This is a genomic window from Lysinibacillus sp. NPDC097195, from assembly GCF_044762075.1.
Taxonomy (GTDB): domain Bacteria; phylum Bacillota; class Bacilli; order Bacillales_A; family Planococcaceae; genus Lysinibacillus.
Genome location: NZ_JBIWDP010000001.1, coordinates 1722137 through 1745557, shown reverse-complemented (window position 1 = coordinate 1745557; position 23421 = coordinate 1722137). Strand labels below are relative to the sequence as shown.

The 23421-nt window shown below is 38.3% G+C and carries 21 protein-coding genes; 15 read left to right on the top strand and 6 right to left on the bottom strand.

What is annotated here, in order from left to right; translation table 11 throughout:
- Positions 1-23 precede the first annotated feature (23 nt).
- Both ACIQXI_RS08995 and ACIQXI_RS08990 read left to right on the top strand, forming a co-directional pair.
- Positions 24-563 (top strand): GNAT family N-acetyltransferase, encoded by a 540-nt coding sequence (locus ACIQXI_RS08995; RefSeq protein WP_402923634.1) that lies wholly within the window; start codon positions 24-26, stop codon positions 561-563.
- Between the two features lie 127 nt (positions 564-690).
- Positions 691-1674: a biotin--[acetyl-CoA-carboxylase] ligase gene (locus ACIQXI_RS08990; protein ID WP_402923631.1), complete on the top strand. Its 984-nt coding sequence runs from the start codon at positions 691-693 to the stop codon at positions 1672-1674.
- A gap of 137 nt (positions 1675-1811) precedes the next feature.
- On the opposite strand, the gene ACIQXI_RS08985 is transcribed toward ACIQXI_RS08990, so the two are convergent.
- Genes ACIQXI_RS08985 through ACIQXI_RS08975 form a run of 3 tightly spaced genes read right to left on the bottom strand, consistent with a single transcriptional unit; the run spans position 1812 to position 3558 of the window.
- Positions 1812-2645: a DUF4097 family beta strand repeat-containing protein gene (locus ACIQXI_RS08985; protein WP_402923629.1), complete on the bottom strand. Its 834-nt coding sequence runs from the start codon at positions 2643-2645 to the stop codon at positions 1812-1814.
- A complete protein-coding gene (locus ACIQXI_RS08980; RefSeq protein ID WP_402923627.1) occupies positions 2646-3245 on the bottom strand; it encodes a DUF1700 domain-containing protein in 600 nt (199 codons plus the stop codon). It lies immediately after the preceding gene.
- Positions 3238-3558 carry a PadR family transcriptional regulator gene (locus ACIQXI_RS08975; RefSeq protein WP_402923624.1) on the bottom strand — a complete coding sequence of 107 codons (321 nt, stop codon included), beginning with the start codon at positions 3556-3558 and terminating at the stop codon, positions 3238-3240. The genes ACIQXI_RS08980 and ACIQXI_RS08975 overlap by 8 nt, the downstream gene beginning before the upstream one ends.
- Positions 3559-4053: 495 nt before the next feature.
- Here ACIQXI_RS08975 and panB point away from each other — a divergent pair, with 495 nt between their 5' ends.
- The 4 genes from panB to dinG all read left to right on the top strand — a co-directional run bounded on the left by panB (position 4054) and on the right by dinG (position 9137).
- A complete protein-coding gene (gene panB, locus ACIQXI_RS08970; protein ID WP_402923622.1) occupies positions 4054-4890 on the top strand; it encodes a 3-methyl-2-oxobutanoate hydroxymethyltransferase in 837 nt (278 codons plus the stop codon).
- On the top strand, positions 4891-5745 hold the full coding sequence (gene panC / locus ACIQXI_RS08965; protein ID WP_402923620.1) for a pantoate--beta-alanine ligase: 855 nt from the start codon (positions 4891-4893) through the stop codon (positions 5743-5745).
- A gap of 1 nt (position 5746) precedes the next feature.
- The gene (panD, locus tag ACIQXI_RS08960; RefSeq protein ID WP_402923618.1) at positions 5747-6130 is read left to right on the top strand and encodes an aspartate 1-decarboxylase; all 384 of its coding nucleotides are present in this window, start codon (positions 5747-5749) and stop codon (positions 6128-6130) included.
- 235 nt (positions 6131-6365) lie between these two features.
- A complete protein-coding gene (dinG, locus tag ACIQXI_RS08955) occupies positions 6366-9137 on the top strand; it encodes an ATP-dependent DNA helicase DinG (RefSeq protein WP_402923616.1) in 2772 nt (923 codons plus the stop codon).
- Between the two features lie 45 nt (positions 9138-9182).
- Here the strand turns inward: dinG and ACIQXI_RS08950 are convergent, their stop codons facing one another.
- On the bottom strand, positions 9183-11000 hold the full coding sequence (locus ACIQXI_RS08950) for a sensor domain-containing diguanylate cyclase (RefSeq protein ID WP_402923613.1): 1818 nt from the start codon (positions 10998-11000) through the stop codon (positions 9183-9185).
- A gap of 260 nt (positions 11001-11260) precedes the next feature.
- On the opposite strand from ACIQXI_RS08950, the gene ACIQXI_RS08945 reads away from it, so the two are divergent.
- From ACIQXI_RS08945 to ACIQXI_RS08925, 5 genes are all read left to right on the top strand, one after another.
- Complete coding sequence (locus ACIQXI_RS08945; RefSeq protein ID WP_402923611.1) at positions 11261-12028, top strand: isocitrate lyase/PEP mutase family protein; 768 nt, start codon at positions 11261-11263, stop codon at positions 12026-12028.
- Positions 12029-12049: 21 nt separating this feature from the next.
- A complete protein-coding gene (locus ACIQXI_RS08940) occupies positions 12050-12619 on the top strand; it encodes a bifunctional transcriptional activator/DNA repair enzyme AdaA (RefSeq protein ID WP_402923609.1) in 570 nt (189 codons plus the stop codon).
- A gap of 1 nt (position 12620) precedes the next feature.
- Positions 12621-13544, top strand: a complete 924-nt coding sequence (locus ACIQXI_RS08935; protein WP_402923607.1) for a DNA-3-methyladenine glycosylase family protein — start codon at positions 12621-12623, stop codon at positions 13542-13544.
- Positions 13522-14010 carry a methylated-DNA--[protein]-cysteine S-methyltransferase gene (locus ACIQXI_RS08930; RefSeq protein WP_402923605.1) on the top strand — a complete coding sequence of 163 codons (489 nt, stop codon included), beginning with the start codon at positions 13522-13524 and terminating at the stop codon, positions 14008-14010. The genes ACIQXI_RS08935 and ACIQXI_RS08930 overlap by 23 nt, the downstream gene beginning before the upstream one ends.
- A 321-nt stretch (positions 14011-14331) precedes the next feature.
- A complete protein-coding gene (locus tag ACIQXI_RS08925) occupies positions 14332-14685 on the top strand; it encodes a DUF378 domain-containing protein (RefSeq protein ID WP_402923604.1) in 354 nt (117 codons plus the stop codon).
- Between the two features lie 36 nt (positions 14686-14721).
- On the opposite strand, the gene ACIQXI_RS08920 is transcribed toward ACIQXI_RS08925, so the two are convergent.
- Positions 14722-15396 (bottom strand): TetR/AcrR family transcriptional regulator, encoded by a 675-nt coding sequence (locus tag ACIQXI_RS08920; protein WP_402923602.1) that lies wholly within the window; start codon positions 15394-15396, stop codon positions 14722-14724.
- Between the two features lie 280 nt (positions 15397-15676).
- On the opposite strand from ACIQXI_RS08920, the gene ACIQXI_RS08915 reads away from it, so the two are divergent.
- Both ACIQXI_RS08915 and ACIQXI_RS08910 read left to right on the top strand, forming a co-directional pair.
- A complete protein-coding gene (locus ACIQXI_RS08915; RefSeq protein WP_402923599.1) occupies positions 15677-17707 on the top strand; it encodes a CocE/NonD family hydrolase in 2031 nt (676 codons plus the stop codon).
- Between the two features lie 22 nt (positions 17708-17729).
- On the top strand, positions 17730-19025 hold the full coding sequence (locus tag ACIQXI_RS08910) for an MFS transporter (protein ID WP_402923596.1): 1296 nt from the start codon (positions 17730-17732) through the stop codon (positions 19023-19025).
- A gap of 205 nt (positions 19026-19230) precedes the next feature.
- Here ACIQXI_RS08910 and ACIQXI_RS08905 read toward each other — a convergent pair whose 3' ends face one another.
- A complete protein-coding gene (locus ACIQXI_RS08905; RefSeq protein WP_402923593.1) occupies positions 19231-20400 on the bottom strand; it encodes a PucR family transcriptional regulator in 1170 nt (389 codons plus the stop codon).
- A gap of 139 nt (positions 20401-20539) precedes the next feature.
- Between ACIQXI_RS08905 and ACIQXI_RS08900 the strand changes: the two genes are divergently transcribed.
- A complete protein-coding gene (locus ACIQXI_RS08900; protein WP_402923591.1) occupies positions 20540-21784 on the top strand; it encodes a Zn-dependent hydrolase in 1245 nt (414 codons plus the stop codon).
- A 116-nt stretch (positions 21785-21900) separates the two neighbouring features.
- Positions 21901-23304, top strand: coding sequence for a dihydropyrimidinase (gene hydA, locus ACIQXI_RS08895; protein WP_402923588.1), 1404 nt, complete (start codon positions 21901-21903; stop codon positions 23302-23304).
- Positions 23305-23421: the final 117 nt, after the last annotated feature.

Here is a 23421-nt window from a genome sequence, read left to right as displayed (position 1 = left end):
ACATACTTCTGAGGGGGATCTGGATGAATAACCATTTAAAGGGTGACAGAATCATACTGAGGGAAATGAAAGAACAAGACTGGGAAGAGGTACATGCATATGCTTCACAACCAATTGTTTGTCAATTTCAACCTTGGGGTCCGAATTCTGAGAAAGAATCACAAGAATTTGTAAAGCAAGTACTAGTGGACGCTATGAAAAATCCAAGAAGCCGCTTTGTTTTTGCTGTTATGGAAAAGGAACGATTAATCGGAGCTGGAGAAATAAATATTCGAGATTTTGGAAATCATCAAGGGGAAATAGGATATATTGTTCATCCTGATTATTGGGCAAAGGGATACGCAACCGAAGTTTCCAAAATGCTAATTGAATTTGGATTTCGTACATTACATTTGCATCGTATTTTTGCTACTTGTGATCCAAGAAATGTAGGCTCAGTGAAAGTGTTAGAAAAAATCGGCATGACTAACGAAGGTAGGTTACGTGAAGCTTTGCTAGTAAAAGATGGCTGGCGAGATTCTCTTTTATACAGTATTTTAAAACGTGAATGGCAAACTCTATAGGCATTTCATAGGAGATAATAACGATAGATATTGATTTAAAATGACACGATTGTTAGATGAAGAATCGTTTAGCTAGGTTTATAAATCAATTGTGATGAATAAAAAATACTAAAGGATTGGTTTGAGTATGAGTATGTCCATGAAGGATGAAATTTTAAAACGGTTATTAGCAGCTAACGGAGAAGCGGTTTCAGGTCAGGACTTGGCAGATTCGCTAGGGGTGTCGCGAACAGCAATCTGGAAACATATGCAGACATTACAGGAGGAAGGATATACATTTGAAACAGTCAAGAAAAAAGGCTATGTGTTGACAGGTGTACCGAATAGCCTAAGTCCAACACAGCTAGAGTTATTCCTAAATACAGAACGTTTTGGGCGGGAAGTTCACTATTATGATGTGGTAGACTCTACCCAAACAATTGCGCATAAGCTCGCACAAGAAGGTGCCCCTGATGGAACAATTGTAATTGGCGAAGAGCAAACGTCAGGCCGTGGTCGCATGTCAAGACCATGGGAATCGGCAAAAGGTTCAGGTATTTGGATGACCATTATTTTACGACCGGACGTATCACCACAACAAGCATCCTCATTTACGCTTGTCGTAGCTGTGGCCGTTACAATGGCGATTAAAACATTATATCCCCATGTAGAACCGGCAATTAAATGGCCAAATGATTTACTGATTAACGGCAAAAAATGCACCGGCATTTTAACAGAAATGCAGGCGGAGGCAGATGTTGTACAAGCACTACTGGTTGGCATTGGCATTAATGCCAACCAGCTAGAGGATGACTTTTCCCCTGACATCGCCAATATTGCAACTTCGCTACGTATAGCTGCAGGAGAGGAAATTAACCGTGCTGCGCTTGTCGCATCGATATTACAATATTTAGAGCAGTTTACTGAACTATTTGTTAAAGAAGGCTTCGCTAGTATGAAAGAGCTATGGGAGCAAATGTCCTGTACAATTGGACAACGTATCGAGGTGACGACAATACGAGAACGGTTTGAAGGTATTGCAAGTGGTATTACAAATGAAGGTGTCCTTCAACTTACACAAAGCGATGGAACGATACGGACAATTTATTCTGGTGACATTAAAATTTTATAAATCCACCAAGACCTTTGATGGTAACGCCTGTTAGAACGAAGCAGCGGGTTAAGACTTGCTGTGCAAAGGCAAGTAACAATGCAGCAAAAAAGTGTTAGATTGACTGTGATCAATCTAACACTTTTTCACTTTTGACGTTATTTTAAAGATAATTCTAAATCTCCATGTAATAGAGAAACGCTGAGTTGATTGTCTCCTTCATGAAGCTGTGAAGTTTTGCTACTGTAATCTTCATCATTGACAGTAACCTCGCCAAAGCTTGTTTTTAATTCATAACCTACATCACTTTTTTTATTATCTAATTGTAACGAGGTATCTCCAAAGCTAGATGTAATGTCGGATTGCCCGTTTAGTGTCCCCGCGATGTCAATATCTCCATGTTCACTCTCCACAACAAAACCATTACTTAACAACTGTGCAACGGTTAAATCACCGAATGATTGAATAATTTCTGTATGCTCGCCAATGCTATTTTTCAGTAAAATATCGCCGTAGTCACCAGTAAGACTTAATTGCTTGTATTGAAGCCCTTTAAGAATGGTATCACCGAAATTACTGTCAATGTTAATCGACGTTAAATTTGCATCTTTTGGCACCGTAATTTTGATAGATGGTGTTGTCATCGTTCCAAGACCAAGCGAAATGCCGGATTTTCGTTTGCTTTTCGTTTCAACTGTCAATGTCCCATCGTTCAAGCTATAAGTTACGTCTGTATTTTTCATAACGTTTGTTTCTAATGAATAACTATCTGATTGAATGATTTCAACATCTCCATAATCATTATCTATACGCAAATCCGTAAATGCTTCCAGCGAATAAGTATTATGGTCGAGCCCATTTTTTCCAGGAACAGAAAAGCCGTCATCTCCTTGTACAATAGTCCATCTTCCACCAGAGGAAAAACCGATCACTGCAAGTAAAATACCTAAAGTAATGATACAAAGAGCAATAAGTTTATAACGAGAAGTCATCTACAATCTCTCCTTATGTTTTTTTGTGATTTTATGGAATAAATTTGCCAATATTTCCACGCAAACAACTGCTATTTTCTTTATTAAGCGAGCAACGACAGGGAAGAGTAAGGCACCAAAACCGGTTACGACTAAACCTATGCCCATGAAAAGCAATGCAGTTGGCCAGTGCTCTGTTAAGACGAAAATACCACCAATAAGTGCGGCAACACCACCTAAAAAGATACTCACTACTGTTGCCACAATCGCAACTACAAAACTAAAAATAACCGCTCCAACCGAAATAATGAGTGCCACAGCAACCGCAAGTAATGGTAAAGAAAGGGGTGCCGACAAAATAGCCAGTATAATAAGCCAAATAGCGGTCATATTTTTCTTTGTAGAATCGGTTGTACTTTCTAAATCCTTTATAGCGAAATCTGCCATTATTTGTGACGCAACAACAGAGGGAGAGCCTAGTTGTTGAATGACATGTTGCTCATTTTCTGGGCCTGCTTCATCAAAATATTCTTCGTAATAGACAAGTGCTTCATTTAACTCATGCGCTGGCAGACGCCGTAATTTCCCTCGTAGCTTTTTTATATAGCCTGCTCTATCCATCTATATTCCCTCCTAAAAGTACACAGTCAACTTTTTGCTTATACATTTGCCATTCCTGTAATAGCTCTAGCAAGCGTACACGTCCTTGTTCGGTTATTTGATAATAGCGTCGATTTCTCCCTTGATAGGGCTGGTCGTAGGTTGTTAGGTAGTTTGCTTTTTGTAAACGGCGTAAAACTGGATACAGCGTTGATTCGGATATATCCATCACAGATTGAACTTGCTGTGTTAACGAGTAGCCGTATGCATCCTCCTTATCTACAATTGCGAGTACACAAGCATCAAGTAATGCGGAGCCAAGCTGAAATGTCATGTTTCCACCTCACATTCAATTACCTATACAAGGTTTTATATTATATGTTGTATAGTATATGGATAGTATATGACGTATAGTATGGTATTGTCAATTTTTATGAAAAAATAATCAAAAATCCATTTATAGTACATAGATGGGGTTGTTGATAGAAAAAATAGTTGAAGATACATAGGAATCTGTTATAGTAATGCTGAAGGGCAGTATCCTTAGTGAACGGCACCTTCAAAAGCGTTAAACAAATCACAATATATCTGCCTTGATCTTTTATAGACAGGGACGGAAGAAAACGATGCGTTCAAAGATAACTTGATTTACAGGAAAAGACTAAACCGTAAGTATAACGATAACGGCTGGTTTTTATCTGCGTAAATAAAGTTATTCCTCATAAATAATGAGGTAAAATGCTATTGAACGAACACATGACCTTTCTGTCCAATTTTAGGAATAGAAAGGTCTTTTTGTTTTCTTTCTTTAAAAAAGGAGGACTACACAATGAAGACCACATCAGATTTTTTAAAAATGAAAGCAGCTGGAGAAAAGATCGTTATGCTAACGGCCTACGATTACCCTTCGGCAACATTCGCGGAGGAAGCAGGCGTCGATATGATTCTTGTTGGAGATTCGTTAGGGATGGTTGTATTAGGCTATACTTCAACAATGCCCGTGACAGTAGCGGATATGGTACATCACGCCAAAGCTGTACGTCGTGGAGCAAAAAATACGTTTGTTATCGTCGATATGCCATTTGGCTCTTACCAAGGTGATATTAACGACACGTTAAAAACAGCAGTATCGATGATGCAGGAAACGGGTGCTGATGCGCTTAAAGTAGAGGGGGCAGGGGAAGTACTACCGGTTATTCGTAAATTAACAGCTGCTGGTATTCCAGTTGTTGCGCACTTAGGCTTACAACCGCAATTAGCTGGAGTACTTGGTGGCTACAAGGTACAAGGGAAAACGGCTGAGCAGGCTAAACAACTGATTGAAGATGCTAAACAGTGTGAAGCTGCTGGCGCTTGTGCAGTTGTATTAGAATGCATTCCACACCAGCTAACAGCATTAGTATCGGCTGCTTTAATGATTCCGACAGTTGGCATTGGAGCTGGAATAGAAGCAGATGGACAAGTGTTAGTTTACCATGACATGCTGAGCTATGGTTCACATCATGTACCAAAATTTGTGGAACGTTTTGCCGATATGGGTAGTGAAGCAAGCAGTGGTATTGCTAATTTTGTAAATGCCGTGAAGGATGGTACATTCCCGGCGTTAAACCACTCGTTTACAATGAAAGATGAAGCGCTGGACCAGTTATACGGAGGCGTTAAATAAATGAAAGTCATTACAACAATCCCAGCACTCACTGCAGAAATTCAAGCGGCTAAGCGAGCACAAAAAACAATTGGTTTAGTGCCAACGATGGGCTATTTGCATGAAGGACATTTAACATTAGCATCCCAAGCTCGAGCAGAAAATGACCTAGTGGTGATGAGTATTTTTGTTAACCCGACGCAATTTGGGCCAAACGAGGACTTTGAGAGTTACCCTCGTGATTTAGCACGCGATACATCTCTGGCTGCATCGGTAGATGTCGATATAGTCTTTGCACCGAGTGTTGAAGAGATTTATCCGCATGATGGTGGTATTCGTATTCGAGCAGGAGAGCAAGCTACATTGCTATGCGGAGCAAGCCGTCCAGGGCATTTTGATGGTGTTTTACAAGTTGTAGCGATTTTATTCCATTTAACACAGCCAAGCCGTGCGTATTTCGGGCAAAAAGATGCGCAGCAAGCGGCACTGATTGCGACGATGGTACGGGACTATCATTTCCCGTTAGAACTGCGAATCGTGCCGATTGTGCGTGAGGAAGATGGCTTAGCGAAATCTTCGCGCAATGTCTACTTGAGCGAGGCAGATCGTAGGGAAGCACCGGCGATATATGAAGCTTTGCAACTTGCTCGCGACAGTTTTTTAGCCAATGGGGATGTAAATAGTGCGCTGGCAAAAGCAAAGGCTCATATTACAGCACGAACACATGGCAAAATTGATTATATTGAATTATTGGCTTACCCAGACTTACTGCCAGTAACAGCGAATACGGAGCAAGTTCTTTTGGCAGCAGCCGTCTATATCGGGCAAACACGGTTAATTGATAATTGTATCTTTAATGTGAAAGAAGGAAAATAACATGTTACGAATGATGATGAATAGCAAAATCCACCGCGCCACTGTCACGGAAGCGGATTTAAATTATGTAGGATCGATCACAATCGATGAAGATATTTTAGATGCAGTTGGTATGCTGCCAAATGAAAAAGTGCATATCGTCAATAATAATAATGGTGCACGCTTTGAAACGTATATTATTGCAGGTGAGCGTGGGTCAGGCGTTATTTGTGTTAATGGAGCAGCAGCACGTCTTGTACAACGAGGAGATATCGTCATCATTATTTCCTATGTTTATGTAGATAATGCGGAGGCACAAGAGCATAAACCGACAGTAGCGATAATGGGAGAAGGCAATACAATAAAAGAAATGATTGCCTACGAACCCGAAGCAACCGTATATTAAAAGGTGCCTGTCACTCACACAATTCCGAAACAATTCTGAAAATTTACGATGAAAATCCACGAAGCTTTTTAGGGAACTGCCATTGTTCCCACAGCAAGCGACGTGGATTTTTGTGTGAGTGCCAGTCACTCACACAATTCTCACACAATTTAGGTTGGAAATGGCGCAAGGATGACCAGATCGATGAATGTATGATAAAATTCATCTATCTAATGTGAACTGTGAGTTGAGATGTATGATGGAAAGTCAAAAGTATGCAATTGTTGATTTGGAGACGACAGGTCATTCTCCAGCAAATGGTGACCGGATGATTCAAATTGCCATTGTAATAATGAAGGATTGGGAAATTGAGCGCACCTTTACAAAGTTTATACATCCGGGTAAATCGATCCCGTCCTTTATTCAAGATTTAACGCATATAACGGATGAGGATGTTAAAGATGCCTTGCCTTTCGAAGCACATGCGGACTACATATATGAATTAATTGCCGATTGTGTTTTTGTCGCGCATAATACTGATTTTGACTTATCCTTTTTACAAGCAGAGTTTAAACGAGCGGGATTACCAAAATGGCATGGTAAGAAAATGGATACGGTAGAGCTTGCGAAAATTTTATTTCCAATGTCCTTAAGCTTTAAACTAGGTGATTTAGCTGCGGACTTAAATATTGAACTGGAAAATGCCCATAGAGCGGATGATGATGCACTTGCTACAGCTGAGCTGTTTAAACGTAGTTGGCAAGAACTCCTTCGTCTTCCGCAGCTGACGCTTGAGCAAATGCATAAACGCTCATTCCGATTAAAATCTAATTTATCGCAGCTTTTCTTTGAAGCATTACAACTAAAACGTCATCAAAGTAAAGCTGATGAAAACATTACTTACTATCGCAATTTTGCCATTTGTGATGGTCGTCCAAAACAAGTTGTGAAACCCGAGTTAGCACCTTATCCTGAAACTGCAAAAGACAAAGAAGCAATGATGGCAAAGGCTATGCCAAACTATGAACAACGACCAGCTCAATTTGCCATGATGGATACGATTTGGCAAGCTTTAAATGACAAAGAAGAATGTGTCATTGAAGCTTCAACAGGTATAGGTAAAACGGTCGGCTACTTATTACCGGTTATTTTATATGCGAGGGCACACAATAAAAAGATCGCGATTAGTACGTACACAGCACATCTACAAGAGCAGCTTGTAGAAGAGGAACTACCGAAAATTGAAAAAATTCTGGAGACAAAAGTAAATATTGCTGTTCTAAAGGGTATGCATCATTATATTGACCTTGCACGTTTCGAGCAATGCATGGCGTATGCGGATGAATCCTATGACGATACTTTTACCATTTTACAATTGCTTGTGTGGCTGACGAAAACCCAGACGGGTGTGTTAAGCGAACTCAATGTTTCAGGTGGAGGACAGCTATTTTTAGAAAAAATCCGTAAAGTGCCTGATGAAAAACCGAGAAAAGGTTTTGACTTCTACGAGCAAGCGTTAAAAAATAGTGCGACGGCCGATTGTATCGTAACGAATCACGCGATGGTTATTAGTGATTTAGTTCGACAAACGCCTATTTTTACGCAAATCGACGGTTGGATTATTGATGAAGCCCATCAAATGATTCAAGCAGCAATGCAACAGGATGAAACAGTGTTTTCCTATACGCAATGGAAATACGTTTTCGGTCAACTTGGTACAATGGAGGAAACAGCGCTCTTTCAGCAATTTAGTCAGGCGGCTAAGAAGAAACAGCGCATTCCGATGCATAGCTTGCAGCAACTAGACAAGCAATTTATACGGCTACAGCGTGTCTTTGATGACACCATCCAGCTTGTCGTGCAAAAAGTGCAACAACAAATTAGAGGTAAACAGTCTAGTAGCAAATGTACGCTCTTTTTAGAGGATGTAGCTTTACCAAAAGAACCGCTTTTGCAAGTCAGTAAACTAGTACAGCAATGGCTCGATTTAGCGGTTGAAGCAGCAAAAGCCTTTGAAAATAATATTGAGCAGTTAGATAAAAACGAACTATATATTTTATCAGAATGGCATTATTGGATTCGTGAAATGAAGCTGAAAATTGCTGAGTGGGAGGAGATTTTCCTATTACCACACGAGGATAATTCAGTATGGTTTGAGTTTGATTTACGTAGTGTACCAGGCAGTCTTCATGTCTATAAAAAGCCGGTAAATGTTACGCCAATTATTGAAAAGGTCATTACACCACTCCGCAAACAAGCGAGTATCGTGTGGACTTCAGGAACATTATCTGTCCCTGGTAATGAACGCTTTATTACACGGCAGCTCGGTATTTCAGATAACGTGCAGGTCATGCAGTTACAAGCACCTGCGTCGTACTATGCAGGTGCCAAGGCATACATCGTCACGGATATGCCAGACATTCAACAAGTCACGCAAGCGGAATATATTGAGGCAGTCGCACATGCCATTACACGTACTGTACGCATGACGGAAGGGCGTTGCTTTGTGCTCTTTACTGCACAAGATATGCTACGAAAAACAGTGGAGCTAATACAAGATAGTGAGCTACTGGATGACTATATGCTCTTTGCACAAGGTGTGACAGGCGGTAGTCGCATGCGTATTCTTAAATCGTTTCAAAAATTTAATCAAGCCGTGCTATTTGGCACGAATAGTTTCTGGGAAGGTGTCGATGTACCAGGTGACGCACTTTCTTCGGTCATTGTTGTTCGACTACCATTCTCGTCACCGGAGGAGCCAGTCTTTAAGGCACGCGCCAAACATCTTACAATGCAAGAGCGCAATTCATTTACGGAGCTATCTTTACCGGAGGCTATTATGCGCTTTAAGCAAGGATTTGGTCGTTTAATCCGTTCTTCGCAAGATAAGGGTGCATTTATCGTACTTGATCGCCGTATTAGCACCAAATCATACGGTAAAGAATTTATTCATGCCTTACCACCAATCGATGTAAAAAAATTACAACTGCCGGAATTACTAAAGGAACTAAATAATTGGCAAAAATAAAGAGAATCCCTTTTAGCATTAGGCTAGAAGGGATTTTTTAAGTTATTATTTAAGTGCCATCTCATGACAGGCAAAGCTATTGTTATCTTGCTCAACATAGGCAACGCAGTTTCGTCCATTATTTTTCGCTTGATACAACGCTTGGTCACATCTTGTTAACATCGTCGTTACATTATCATCTTGAATATATGCTGCCACACCAAAGCTACTTGTTTTTCTCTGAACGATAGGGAATGTATGATTTTCTAGTCGCTGGCGGAGCGTTTCAGCCAATTGGACTGCTTCTTGTAATGTAGTTTCAGGACAAATGACTAAAAATTCCTCACCACCCCATCTACCGAGTGTATCTTGTGCCCTAATTGAATCTTTAAATAACGCTGCTGCATTGACTAATACAAGATCTCCAACTTGGTGTCCAAACTCATCATTTACTGCTTTAAAATAATCTATATCGAGTAAGATAATAGATAGAGGTGTTGCCTGTTGATGTGCAAGTGTTAAAGCTTCGTCTAATACATAATCTAAACGCACGCGATTTGGTATTTGCGTTAACTTATCGGTATTGGCAATATTTTCGAGTTCTTGTTTCGCTTTCTCCAACTCTTGCGTTCGTTCTTGCACTTTATGCTCCAGTGTTTCGGTTAACACAAGTTGCATTTCTTGATGCTCTTTTTTAATAAGATTAATTTTATCGCCGAGGGCTAGTGATAAAAAAATTGCCTCAAAAGTAGCACCAATGGCAGGTACATCCTCAAAAATGCGAGGATGAAATGGCAAGATACTTAAAAAGGCCAAAGCTTGGACAATAACAGAACCTAGTAAAACCGTCCAACCAACCAAATAAAAACGCGCCATTTTTTGTCCCTTTAACCAAACAAGGAGTCCACATAACCATAAAAATGAAAGTAAGGCTACAGCAAAAATGGTCGTAAAATTATTGACAATGGCAACGTTCGGGATGAAGAATACGGCTATCAGCGATAAGATGGCAACCCATAATAAGCCTCTTGCAATGAGATAAAATTTCGGTAAATATTTTTTTAGCTCAAGAAATTCAGTAGAAAATAGAATCATAAAAATGAGTAATAAATTGCCACCTATAACGAGCGATCGCAGAAAGAACCATTCAGGTAAAAATTGACCTGCGATTTCGATGTCTAAAGAGTTCATCGTTGCTTGATAGAAAATAAAACTGCACATATATAAGACATAATAAAAATAGGCTTTTTCTTTTAATGAAAAAAATAAAAATAAATTATAAATTAATAAAGCCAACATAAAGCCATAAAAAATACCAACGAAAAATTTATAGGAAATTGTTTTTTCTATAAAGCTATCTGTCGTAGATAAATAGGAAATTAAGCTAATGGGTAGTGCGCCATCTAACTTTACATAAATTTCTGTTATAGTCGGATCAGTAATGGTAAACAAATTAGAGCGGTAATGGATTTTTTGCTCTTTTATATGAGCAATTCCACTTTTTTGTACAGTATAGGAACCATCGTCTTTTACTAAATACATTTCAATATTATCGAGTTTATCTACTGATTCAAACCAATAGGACGCTTGTTTATCTTGGATGATGTCACCAACATTCAGCCTAAGCCAAATCGTATCTTTTGTATGCCAGAAAAACAAATAATTATCTGTACTTTTTTCAAATGATTGATCATATTGACCTGATAAAATATCTTCAATCGCAATGGATTTTGAAGGATCACGAAAAATATCATAGTGCTTTCCTAATACAATAGGTTTTGCAAGTTCGGTAGCATGACTAGTCAAAGGGAAAAGCAATTGCATACCGAATATAGCAACCATGATACTTAAGATGATGACGCTTTTGACAAGTTTATTTTGCATAGTTTCTTTCGCCTGCTCTCCATATAAATCCTTTCAAACAAAATACATGAAAACTTAGGGAATTAGTTCCTCAAGAAGAGTATTACTTAAGTAATATACCATATTCTTTCCATTGTTATTTGAATTTACCAAAAGTTAAAATAGAATTTATATAATTGGATGATGTACTACTGTATAGGACCATAACAGCAAGAATGAGGACGAAATAATGCTGAAATCCTTGATAAGATGATAGCAATTAAGGATAGGAGGATGTAACGATGACCAAAATACAAGAATTCAATGCCTTACATGCGACACAAGATATCTTACTATTAGGGAATACGTGGGATTTATTATCAGCATTAACGCTTGAAAGAGTTGGTTTTAAGGCAATTGGCACAACGAGCTGGGGCATTGCGAATTCACTTGGGTTCCCAGATGGTGAATATATAGACTTTGCTCGACATTTAGCCATTATTAAAACTATTGTGGAAAATGTAAACATTCCAGTATCCGCAGATATTGAGGCTGGCTATGGAACCGATACGCAAACAATTTTAGACAATGTGTTAAGAACAGCAGAAGTAGGCGTGGCAGGTATTAATATTGAAGATTCTTTGAAACAACAAAATGGACTAAGAGCAATAAATGAACATTGTGCTTTATTAGTCCAAATGAGAACGATGTTAGACAATAATGGTTATCAAGACTTTTTTATCAATGCAAGAACGGATACATATTTTCAACTAGATCAACCATTTTCAGAAACAATGACGAGAGCACAAGCTTATGTGGATAGCGGTGCTAGCGGGGTTTTTATACCGGGATTAGCCAAGCATGAGGAAATAAGAGCTATTACTTCAGCAATAGAGAAGCCCATTAATGTAATGTCTGTGCCAGGTTTAACGAATTGTCAAACACTGCAACAATTAGGCGTAAAGCGATTTAGTTTTGGCAATGCATTATCAGATAAAATAATTTCCTATTTGACAAAAGATGCGACACGAATAATTGAGGCGAAAGATACAGCTTTTTTATATGAGTAGTTGCAATTAGAGGAGGCTTTTATGGACAATAAAATTAATCTGTCTTTTGAAGAAATGTGGGATAAAATCATCGCTTGTGATCAAACGTATGATGGTTTATTTTTTACGGCTGTAAAAACGACCAAAATTTATTGCCGGCCTTCCTGCAAATCAAGAAAGCCAAAAAAAATCAATGTCGCATTTTATGAAGATATGCAAGAGGTGGAACGAGCAGGCTTTCGTGCATGTAAAAGGTGTCAGCCAGAAGTGGAGCATTCTCCGCATGCCCAATTAATTAAAACGGTCACAGCGTTTTTAATGAAGGAGTATAAGCAAAGATTAACATTGGACTTGATTGCAAGTAACGTTGGGATAAGCCCATATCATCTTGAACGACTCTTTAAACAAGAAACTGCTGAAACGCCAAGAACTTATTTAGATAAAATAAGAATCGACAAAGCTGCACATCTACTAAAAACGACAAATTTAACAATTTTGGAAATTTGCTTTGATACTGGATTTCACAGCCCCTCTAACTTCTACAAAATATTTAGGCGTTTGAAAGAATGTTCCCCTACGGAATATCGAAATCTTCAATGGAAGGAGCAGTGAAATGACAAGTTCTAATGCACAATACAATCTCGAGCTACCGACACCATTACTATTTAACTTTGAGGAATGTTTATTATTTTTAGCAAGATCCAATCAAGAGGTGCTCCACACAATTAAAGATAATCATTTATATAAATTGCTTAAAATAAATCAGGAATTAATATTGTGTAAAATTGGCGTTCGGGCACAGCAGATTCAAGTTGAATTTCCAATTCATTCACCATCCAGAGCTGCTGTAGAACAAGTACAAACTTATATTGAAGAATGGTTTGATTTAGGACGTGATTTACAACCGTTTTATCATATGGCTCAAAAAGATGTTGTTTTGCAGCATCCTGTTGAAAAATATAAAGGACTACGCATCATAGGAATTCCCGATTTATTTGAAGCACTTGTATGGGCAATTATTGGACAACAAATTAACTTAACATTCGCCTATACGTTAAAAAAGCGTTTTGTCGAACAGTTTGGAGAAAGTGTGAGCTATGATGGGGATAGTTATTGGGTATTCCCAAGCTGTGAACGAATCGCTTCTTTAACAATCGAGGATTTAAGGGCATTGCAATTTACTTTGCGAAAATCGGAATACATTATTGCCATTGCTCGTGAGATGGCAAGTGGCGCTTTAACGAAAGAACAGTTGCTTCAAATAGAAGATAAAGCGCATATTAAAAAAAAGCTCATGTCGATACGAGGTGTTGGTGAATGGACAGCGGACTATGTTTTAATGAAATGCTTTCATGAGCCAACTTCATTCCCAATTGCCGATGTGGGATTGCAAAATGCTTTGAAAATGCAGCTAGCATTAGATCGAAAACCGACTATCGATGAAATAAAAAAATTAGAAGTGCATTGGCGAGGCTGGCAAGCATATGCCACGTTTTATTTATGGAGGTCATTATATGACGAAAACGAAACTGTATAAAGTGGATTACAACTCTCCAATTGGTGTTTTGGAAGTTGAAGGTAGCGAGACGGTTATTCATTCCATTATGTTTGTTGAACGACAACAGCCAATACACGTTGCACAAGAATGGACACCACACGTATTACTAGATTGTGTGGAGCAACTGAATGAATATTTTCAAGGACAACGATTTACCTTCACTTTTCCATATTACCTAGGAGGAACAGATTTTCAACGACAAGTTTGGCAAGCATTAACTCAAATCCCTTATGCTGAACAAGGAACTTACAAATCGATCGCGATGGCCATTGGCAATGAAAAGGCAATTCGAGCTGTTGGTAATGCAAATGGGAAAAATAAGCTTAGTATTGTGATTCCTTGTCACCGTATAATCGGCTCTAACGGCACATTAACTGGATATGCTGGTGGTTTGTGGCGTAAGGAGTGGCTGCTTCAGCATGAGAAATCCAATGCTAACGTTTAAGTTAATCGCCAAAACCCCATAAATCGTCATTAATAATAAAATTATCAACGGTAGAACGAGGTGTAAGATTGATTGCAGTCAATCTTACGCTTATTTTTTTGCAGCACAACCTTTTTACTACAGCTAGTATGAACGGAAAATGACCTTTGTATAAAAAAACGGTTATTGCAAAAAATAAGACCGTCATCATGAGTGTTGTAAAAAATTTACATGACACATTCACGAAATGGCGCGTTCCATACTGGCTTGTTTGCCAGGACAACCAAAAAACTGGTGAAGGATTTCTTTGCCATACTCTACAAAAGGAAGGAGGTGCCACAAATGAGCGTAATATATAGGATTGCCTTAGTTCTCGTAATTATTGGTGCAATTAACTGGGGATTAATAGGATTTTTCAGATTTGATTTAGTCGCATATTTATTTGGTGGGCAAACAGCTGTATTGTCCAGATGGGTTTATGCACTTGTCGGAATAGCTGGACTCGTATCAATTCCAATCCTTACGAAACGTTTGGATGAGGAAGAGGAGTTCGATCCACATACCCGTATAAATAGCAACCCAAGTTACGGTATGGAAGCTGGGGAAGAAGCGGATTTCACAGACGTTTCAAAAACGAAGAAAAACAATACAAATAACAATACGAATAATAATCAAAATAAAAATAAAAAGAAATAATTTTAATAAAGCTGTCAGGGTTTCCTGACAGCTTTATCATTTTTTAGTTGGAATACAAAATAAGTTAGCATTGCGAACGATTTCAGTTATATAATTCATCACAATGTCTACGGCTTCTTGGGCGTCGTAATTTTTTCTATTATTAATGATATTTGTAAACATTCCTTGCCAGACGAGTATGGTTAGTTCATTAATTGAATGGACATTTTCCTCAGTTAAGTATCCTTCTTTAAAGGCTACTTCCAACATAGATTGTCCTCGTTTTGTTAAATTACGTTCAAATAAAATTGTTGCTAAATCTTCAGGGATATTAATTAAATCATTTGGATACGTTTCGTAATAATCTTGTAATAATTTTTCTGGTGTATCCCCTAAATCCATAATAAATACAGCATGGAAAATTTGCGGTTTTTGAAAGGAATGTTGGCAAAAACATTCCCATGCTAATAAATATTTTTCGATTGGATCTTTCCCTTTTTCGATATAAGTTGCCACTTCATCGGTATAACTTTTCATAAATTTCATCGAGGCAAAAAAGATAAGGTGAGAAATTTCTGAAAAATAATTATAAATTGTTGCACTATTATAGCCTGCTTTATCGGCAATTTTCCTAATTGTTACGTTTTCTAGTCCTTCTTCTTCTATTATTTCCGCAGTAGCGTCCACAAAGTATTTCCACATCCGACTTAATTGTATGGCTTTCTTTTTCACAGTATTCTCTCCTATTAGCTAAAGCGTTTAAAAGTATTTAGATAATAAAAATGGCTATATTTGCCCATCTTTCTCAATGTAATCTTGATTATAGCATAACTGTCGTTATTTCAAAGTCAAATGTAGGGGTGTGTAATTTTAATTTTCTGATTTGTCATTCTAATTATTAAATGTTATACTACTCACAATTATTTTATAATCATGATTATAAAATAATTGTGAGTTTTTTATAACTTTGATTTCTTTGTTTGTATACTTTATTTCAAGGAGGATATTGAACATGAGTAAAAAAATAATTGAGCACTTCCCGTATCAATACCAAGCAATAGAAAATACGTGGATTGTATTAAAAGATGGCACAAAACTTTCAAGTCGTATATGGCTTCCAGAAGTAGAGCAAGGTCAGCAAATTCCAGCAATTTTAGAATATATTCCTTATCGTAAAACAGATGGTACGCGAACTAGAGATGAACCGATGCATGGTTACTTTGCCGGACATGGTTATGCAGTCGTACGAGTGGATATGAGAGGTTCAGGGGAATCAGACGGGCTATTAAAAGATGAATATTTAAAACAAGAACAAGATGATGCCCTTGAAGTCATTGAATGGATTGCACAACAAGATTGGTGTGACGGAAATATAGGGATGATGGGTAAGTCATGGGGAGGATTTAATTCCCTTCAAGTTGCTGCAAGAAGACCAAGTGCCCTTAAAGCAATTATTACAGTTGGCTTTACAGATGATCGTTATAACAACGATATACACTATAAAGGTGGCTGCCTGCTAAATGATAATTTTTGGTGGGGTGCTATTATGTTAGCGTATCAGCTTCGACCACTAGATCCTCATATTGTTGGGGAAAGTTGGCGTGAAAAATGGTTGGCACGATTAGAGAACATGCCTTTATGGATGGAGCAATGGTTGGAACATCAAACAAGAGATGCTTATTGGCAACATGGCTCCGTTTGTGAAAATTATGAGGATATTAATGTGCCTGTTCTAGCGATTGATGGTTGGGAGGATGCTTACTCTAACACCGTTTTAAGTCTAATGAAGGGACTCTCGGTTCCTAGAAAAGGAATTATTGGACCATGGGCGCACGTTTATCCCCATGATGGTATCCCGGGACCTGCAATGGGCTTTTTACAGGAAGCAGTGAAATGGTGGGATCATTGGTTAAAAGGAGAAGATACGAACGTGATGGACGGCCCAATGGTCAATGTTTGGGTGGAAGAAAGTATGGAACCAGCTGTTTGTAAACCAGTTAGTAAAGGACATTGGGTTGGGCTTGAACAATGGCCAACATCCGACGTACGAATGAAGAATTACCAATTAACCTACAGTAAACTAACAGAAGAAATGGCTGACAAAGAAGAACGAGTATTTTTGAAAACGCCATTGAATCATGGTCTTTTATCTGGTGAATGGATGGGAGCGGGGGTACTTGGTGAAAGCCCAGCAGATCAACGTTTAGATGATGGCATGGCGATGGTATTTGATAGTGATGTTTTAGAAAACGCCATAGAAATTGTTGGTTATCCAAGGTTTGAAATCGAATTAGAAAGTGATAAACCGAAGGCTATGCTTTTTGCTCAACTATCCGATGTTGCACCTGATGGGGCTGTTACGCGAGTATCATACGGGGTGATGAATTTAACACATGTAAACGGACATAATCGTGTAGATTTATTAACGCCTGGGGAAAAAATAAAAGCATTTGTCGAGTTAGATTGCTGCGGACATCATTTTAAAGAGGGGCACCGTATCCGTTTATCACTTGCTACAACGTTTTGGCCGATGTTTTGGCCAATGCCTGAAGAGGCAACCTTAACATTACATTTAGCAACAGCGACATTTTCTTTGCCAATTTTTACAGGAAATAAAGTAACGGGGCCTAATATGAGCCCTGAAAGTGCGCCATTAACACCAATGACCATTCTTCAGGAAGGACGAGTGGATCGTTCCATTGCATACGATATCGTCAATGATATGTGGACATGTATTACTGATGGTGTTGGTGGGGTCTTTGGTGAAGGCGTCTATCGCTTTGATGACATTGATGTGACCGTTGAACATAACTTAAAGCGAGAACTAACTTTAAGCAACAGCGACCCACTTTCTGCGCATTACACGATTTATCAAAAAATGAAAATAGGTCGTGAAGGCTGGTGGATTGATGCGGATATTACGATTTCACAAAGTGCTGATTTAGATAACTTCTATCTTGTTGGAGAGATGGCTATTAAAGAAAATAATCAACATGCCTTTCATAAAAAATGGGATCAGAAAATTAAACGCGTAGGCTTATAATTAATGTGTAAGGGGAAAACAGATGGAAACTAAATTAAAGAAAAATACAGCAACCTTAGTGATACTCGCTGTTTCAGGAGCACTCATATACGCATTGCCTTACTTTAGAAACTATTATTATGATGTTTTTCTAGAAGTTTTTAAATTAACAAATACACAAATGGGGACACTTGGTAGTGCATATGGTATTTGTTGTTTAATTTCTTATATATTTGGTGGATATTGTGCTGATCGTTGGAAAACGAAATATCTATTAGCCATTTCTTTATTTGCGACGGGGATACTAGGTTTCACCTTATTACTGTATCCACCGTATCCAGTGTTGTTACTGATTCATGCAGCATGGGGTATTACATCCATTATGACGTTTTGGGGTGCTCTAGTAAAAGCTGTGCGCTCACTCGGATCAGAAAATGAACAAGGAAAGGCATTTGGATTTTTTGAAGGTGGACGTGGTATAACGAACATTGTCCAATCGGTTGTCATCTTAGGCATATTTGCCTTTTTTGCAAAACATATGAGTGATAAAATGGCGTTATCTGCCGTGATTATCGTTTATTCGGTTATTTGTCTTCTGCTAGGTTTCATCATTTTGTTGATTTATAAGGAATCTGAGCAACAACATGAAAATGTGCAAGCGGCAGATCGTAATAAGAAGTTTGATTGGGCAGTCTTATGGAAAATTTTGAAGATGCCCACAACATGGTTAGCAACGATTCTTATTTTTACATCCTATGCGATGATTATTAGTTATTACTATATTACGCCTTATGCAACGGCTGCATTTGGAGCTTCTACGTTAATTGCAGCTGCTTTAGGCTATTTTTCTCAATATTGTCGCCCTATTGGAAGCTTTAGTGCAGGAATCATTGGAGATCGTATCGGTGTTTCAAATATGGTGTTAATTGGTTATGTTGTGCTAATTGTCGGCTTAGTTGGACTAATTGTTTTACCTGCTAAAGCCTCTCTTATTTTAATGTTATTAGTATTCATTGCTGTAATTTATACATCCATGTATGCACTGCAAGCAATGCATTTTGCTATTTTAGTAGAAGGAGATTATCCTGTTGAAACAACAGGTACGGTGTCCATGCCTTTAATGATTATAGGCTATAGTGGCGAAATTTTTATGCCGATTGTAGCAGGTGTTTGTTTGGATCTATGGAGTGGGACGACTGGTTATAAAGTATTCTTTACAATTCTGCTAGCATTAGCGATTATTGGATTAGTAAGTGTTGTCATCTGGCAAAGAGTAACGAAAGAGAAACGGCATGAAATTGCTATACAAAGAAAAATGGCAAAACTACAGGGCAGTTGAAAAGCAAAAGTGTTAGATTGAAGCGATCAATCTAACACTTTTTTTGCTAGGTAATTTTCACCTTTTACCGGGAGAGCAATGAAACTTCCTTGCACGATGCATTTACATGACAAGCTGTTTAAGTTTAACACGACCCTAATTACTTTTAATTAGAATATTCAGAAATATAAATATGCACTTTATTGTAGTATGTCATCATTTAAGATTAACGATGTAGCATGACATCTTCTATTAAAAAAGCTAAATAGAGATTTGTTTTTGTAAATGGATTTGTTAAATCCATATCTAAGAGCATTTCTATTTTTTTAATTTTATAGAGCACGGTATTACGATGAATAAAAAGCCGCTCACTAATTTTACTCGTACTGCCATTTTCCTCAAGATAAATACGTAAAAATGTACCGTAATCCGTATTGTGTAGCGTATCATAGCGATGGATTTGACCTAAAATATCTTGACAAAAAGATTGCATAAGTGATTGATTTTGTACGGCCATAATAATTTGATAAGCACCAATATCCTTATATTTATATAAGAACCGATTGTTATGAAGCTGTGCCAACTGGATGACAGTTAATGATTCCTCATAGCTTTTTCGTAAACTTTCGAGTTCTTTTTGATAGTTTCCTTTGCCGATAATAATATCGAGGGAACCATTTTTTTGTTTGATTTTTTCGTAGATTTCTTCAACTACTTTAGAGAAGGGGATATTCGGTGTATTTATTTGCGCTCTGTCAATTAAAAAAATGAGGTAATTGTTATGTTTTAGTTTTAAAAAGCGTTTATAGCGATGTTGAAATGCAAATTGAATCATTACTTCGTAGCGGTCAATGCTAGACTGTGTACCTAAGGTTGTACAAGTAATGATGGCAAGCTCTCTACCTTGCGGGAAACCGAGTTGCACTAGTCGCTCTTTCGTTGTATCCATGTTTGTTTGATAGTGAAAAAGTAAATTCGTCAGGACCTTTTCCTCAATGGAGTGCTCCTGATGACTATTGGTAATAAATTGAAAAGTTGTTTTTAATAGATCTGCTACTCGACAATGCCATGGCATTTGAAACACAGGGAAATCATGTTCATTGGCAAACGAGATAATCGAATCAGGAATAGAAGTAATATAAGGGCCGATATTAATGATAAAGCCGGCTACTTTTTTGGCGAAAGCTAACTTAACAAGTTGCTCTAAAGCATCTTCTTGTTTAGCAATGTTTATACCTGTAGTGAGGACAAGTTCATTTGGTCGGCAAAACATGATTAAATCAATGCTCTCTATTACGTTAATACCGGTAACTCTGCGATATGACCCACTATTTCCAGCTACTAATGTCAGCATAGGGAATTGAGTTCCCTCCACAATTTTGCGAATCGTTCCCATCGTTTCCCCCCTTAATATGAACATAACTTACCATATATCATGTGCAGATGCACATATTTTTTTAGTTTTCTATCCATATCTCGTAAATTTTATCTAATTTACAATATTAATTAACTACTGTGAAAGAGAGGACTTGCATATGTATAAATGTAATAGTAGACGATTGCAAGATTCAATTGAACAATTTAGTCAGTTTGGGGCTACTATAAACGGTGGCGTAACCCGTTTGTCTCTTTCGGAAGAGGACGTTTTAGCTCGAAATTATTTTTGTCACTGTTGTGAAGAATTAGGCATGGAAATCAAGGTAGATGATATGGCTAATATTTATGCGACGCTACCAGGAAAAAAAGATGTTCCACCAATTGTTATGGGCTCACATTTAGATTCCGTTGAAAAAGGTGGGAAGTTTGATGGTGTTCTCGGCGTTTTAACAGCATTAGAAGCGATTAAAACATTGAAGGACAACGATGTGGAGTTAGATGTGCCATTAATGATTGTTAATTTTACAAATGAAGAAGGTGCTCGTTTTGATCCAGCGATGATGAGCTCTGGTGTTATTGCTTCAAAATTTGAAAAAGACAACATGCTACAGTCAATCGATAAAAATGGCATTTCATTTCAAGAGGCGTTACAAGCTAGTGGTTATGAGGGTGACCAACAACATCGCTTAAAAGAAGCGCTTGCATATATTGAACTCCATATTGAACAGGGGCCAGTGCTCGAAGCGAAGCAATTAGAAATTGGCGTTGTCCAAGGGGTACTCGGAATGGTGTGCTATGAAATCACGATTACAGGTCAATCCAATCATGCTGGCACAACACCGATGTCGATGCGCAAAGATCCGATGATTGTAGCAGCTAAAACAATGTTGTCTTTACATGAACAACTTGGTGATATTGACGAACAACTTGTATTTACATTTGGGCGCATGAATGTTTTCCCTAATATTCATACGGTGATTCCAAACAAAGTGACGTTTACAATGGATTCCCGTCATCAAAAACCTGAGGTTATGCAAAAGGTGGAGGAAATATTAAAAACCTTGCCTGCAGAGGATATGGGGTGCAAAATCCAGCCAGCTAAATTATGGGGGAGAGATACAGTACTATTTGATCAACAAATTTGTGCTGAAATCGAACAGTCTTGCCAACGCTTTGGCTATAGCACTCATCGTATGTTTAGCGGAGCAGGGCATGATGCGCAATATATTGCTAGTATCATTCCTTCAGCAATGATTTTTGTGCCGAGTATCAATGGTAAAAGTCATTGTGAGGAGGAAGCAACAGCGTTTGAGGATTGCGCGAAAGGAGCAGATGTGCTCCTAGAAACTGTATTAACATTGCAAACGAAATTTAGTATGGGTGAATCGTACACGACAAATTAAATAAATATCGTTCTACCCGTGCAGTAGATTGTTAATGATGATTTTGCAAACGATCGGACTACTAGAATAGCTTCAACACAATTTTTCTTGAACTGACACGAAAGGTGAGGGATAACATGAAAAAAATTATTCAAGGTGGACGAATAGCAACTGCATCAGATGTGTACGAGGCAGATATTCTTATAGACAACGGTAAGATTGTACAAATTGGCAAAAATATTTCCGTTGAAGGGGCAGAAATCATTGATGCAACTGGTAAATATGTCTTGCCTGGAGGCATTGATCCCCATACACATTTAGATATGCCCTTTAATAATACCGTGACAGATGATGACTGGAAATCGGGTACGATTGCGGCGGCATTTGGTGGTACGACAACGATATTAGACTTCTGTTTAACAGCTGGTGAAAAGAAACTTTCTACTGCAGTTGAAAAGTGGCATGAGAAGGCAAAGGGGAAATCGGCCATTGATTATGGATTCCATTTAATGATTGGTGAGTTAACGCCAGAAACAGAGGCGGAGTTACCCGTGTTACTCGAACAAGAAGGGATTACATCTGTAAAGGTCTTTATGGCCTATGCAAAAGAATTCCAAGCGACAGACCGCACACTATTTAAAGCGTTCAAAATAGCTAAGGATGTTGGCGCTACGGTAATGGTGCACTGTGAAAATGGCTCTGTGATTGATGAGCTTGTAGAAGAGGCAAGACGTGCGGGCCATAAAGAGCCGATTTATCATGCGCTTACACGTCCAGCTGAATTAGAGGGTGAGGCGACAAAGCGTGCTATTGAACTAGCCCATATCGCAGGTGCAACGCTTTATGTTGTCCATGTTACGTGTAAAGAAGCGGTGGACGAAATTATTGCAGCACGTGAAAAAGGCTATGACGTCTTTGGCGAAACATGCCCTCCTTATTTAACATTAGATCAGTCTGCCTTAGCACAACCAGGCTTTGAAGGTGCAAAATATGTGTGGTCACCGCCACTTCGCCCGAAATATCATCAGGAACATCTTTGGAATGCGTTAAAAGCAAAGCAATTACAAACAATTGGTTCGGATCAATGCTCATTTAGTTTTAATGGTAAAAAGCAATTAGGATTAAATGATTTTTCTAAAATTCCAAACGGAGGACCGTTTATTGAAGATCGCTTTAGCATCTTATATTCAGAAGGTGTTGCAAAAGGGAAAATAACAATTAATGAATTTGTCGATATGATTTCCACAAGTGCGGCAAAAATTTTCGGTTTATTCCCGCAAAAAGGCACCATTGCAATTGGTTCTGATGCGGATATAGTGATTTTCGATCCTGATGTAAAACGAGAAATTTCAGCTAAAACGCACCATATGAATGTGGATTACAATCCATATGAAGGGTGGGAAGTCACGGGCGAACCAACTTCGGTCCTTGTCCGTGGGGAATATGTGATTAAGGATAAAGAATTTGTCGGGATATTAGGCAGTGGACAATATATTAAACGTGCGTTGACAACAACTGCTGTAGAAACAATAAAAATATAACTGGCTTTGCGTAGAAGAGCTTGAGACGTAATTCAATGATAGGTATTGCATGGCCGATTGTTTTGACTGGAGAACAAAACAATCGGCTATTAAACAATGGCAAGTATATCAAGAACA

Excerpts from the sequence above, each read along its gene's own strand:
- ACIQXI_RS08995 (WP_402923634.1), top strand. The coding sequence starts at position 24 with ATGAATAACCATTTAAAGGGTGACAGAATCATACTGAGGGAAATGAAA.
- ACIQXI_RS08990 (WP_402923631.1), top strand. The coding sequence starts at position 691 with ATGAGTATGTCCATGAAGGATGAAATTTTAAAACGGTTATTAGCAGCT.
- ACIQXI_RS08985 (WP_402923629.1), bottom strand. The coding sequence starts at position 2,645 with ATGACTTCTCGTTATAAACTTATTGCTCTTTGTATCATTACTTTAGGT.
- ACIQXI_RS08980 (WP_402923627.1), bottom strand. The coding sequence starts at position 3,245 with ATGGATAGAGCAGGCTATATAAAAAAGCTACGAGGGAAATTACGGCGT.
- ACIQXI_RS08975 (WP_402923624.1), bottom strand. The coding sequence starts at position 3,558 with ATGACATTTCAGCTTGGCTCCGCATTACTTGATGCTTGTGTACTCGCA.
- panB (WP_402923622.1), top strand. The coding sequence starts at position 4,054 with ATGAAGACCACATCAGATTTTTTAAAAATGAAAGCAGCTGGAGAAAAG.
- panC (WP_402923620.1), top strand. The coding sequence starts at position 4,891 with ATGAAAGTCATTACAACAATCCCAGCACTCACTGCAGAAATTCAAGCG.
- panD (WP_402923618.1), top strand. The coding sequence starts at position 5,747 with ATGTTACGAATGATGATGAATAGCAAAATCCACCGCGCCACTGTCACG.
- dinG (WP_402923616.1), top strand. The coding sequence starts at position 6,366 with ATGATGGAAAGTCAAAAGTATGCAATTGTTGATTTGGAGACGACAGGT.
- ACIQXI_RS08950 (WP_402923613.1), bottom strand. The coding sequence starts at position 11,000 with ATGCAAAATAAACTTGTCAAAAGCGTCATCATCTTAAGTATCATGGTT.
- ACIQXI_RS08945 (WP_402923611.1), top strand. The coding sequence starts at position 11,261 with ATGACCAAAATACAAGAATTCAATGCCTTACATGCGACACAAGATATC.
- ACIQXI_RS08940 (WP_402923609.1), top strand. The coding sequence starts at position 12,050 with ATGGACAATAAAATTAATCTGTCTTTTGAAGAAATGTGGGATAAAATC.
- ACIQXI_RS08935 (WP_402923607.1), top strand. The coding sequence starts at position 12,621 with ATGACAAGTTCTAATGCACAATACAATCTCGAGCTACCGACACCATTA.
- ACIQXI_RS08930 (WP_402923605.1), top strand. The coding sequence starts at position 13,522 with ATGACGAAAACGAAACTGTATAAAGTGGATTACAACTCTCCAATTGGT.
- ACIQXI_RS08925 (WP_402923604.1), top strand. The coding sequence starts at position 14,332 with ATGAGCGTAATATATAGGATTGCCTTAGTTCTCGTAATTATTGGTGCA.
- ACIQXI_RS08915 (WP_402923599.1), top strand. The coding sequence starts at position 15,677 with ATGAGTAAAAAAATAATTGAGCACTTCCCGTATCAATACCAAGCAATA.
- ACIQXI_RS08910 (WP_402923596.1), top strand. The coding sequence starts at position 17,730 with ATGGAAACTAAATTAAAGAAAAATACAGCAACCTTAGTGATACTCGCT.
- ACIQXI_RS08905 (WP_402923593.1), bottom strand. The coding sequence starts at position 20,400 with ATGGGAACGATTCGCAAAATTGTGGAGGGAACTCAATTCCCTATGCTG.
- ACIQXI_RS08900 (WP_402923591.1), top strand. The coding sequence starts at position 20,540 with ATGTATAAATGTAATAGTAGACGATTGCAAGATTCAATTGAACAATTT.
- hydA (WP_402923588.1), top strand. The coding sequence starts at position 21,901 with ATGAAAAAAATTATTCAAGGTGGACGAATAGCAACTGCATCAGATGTG.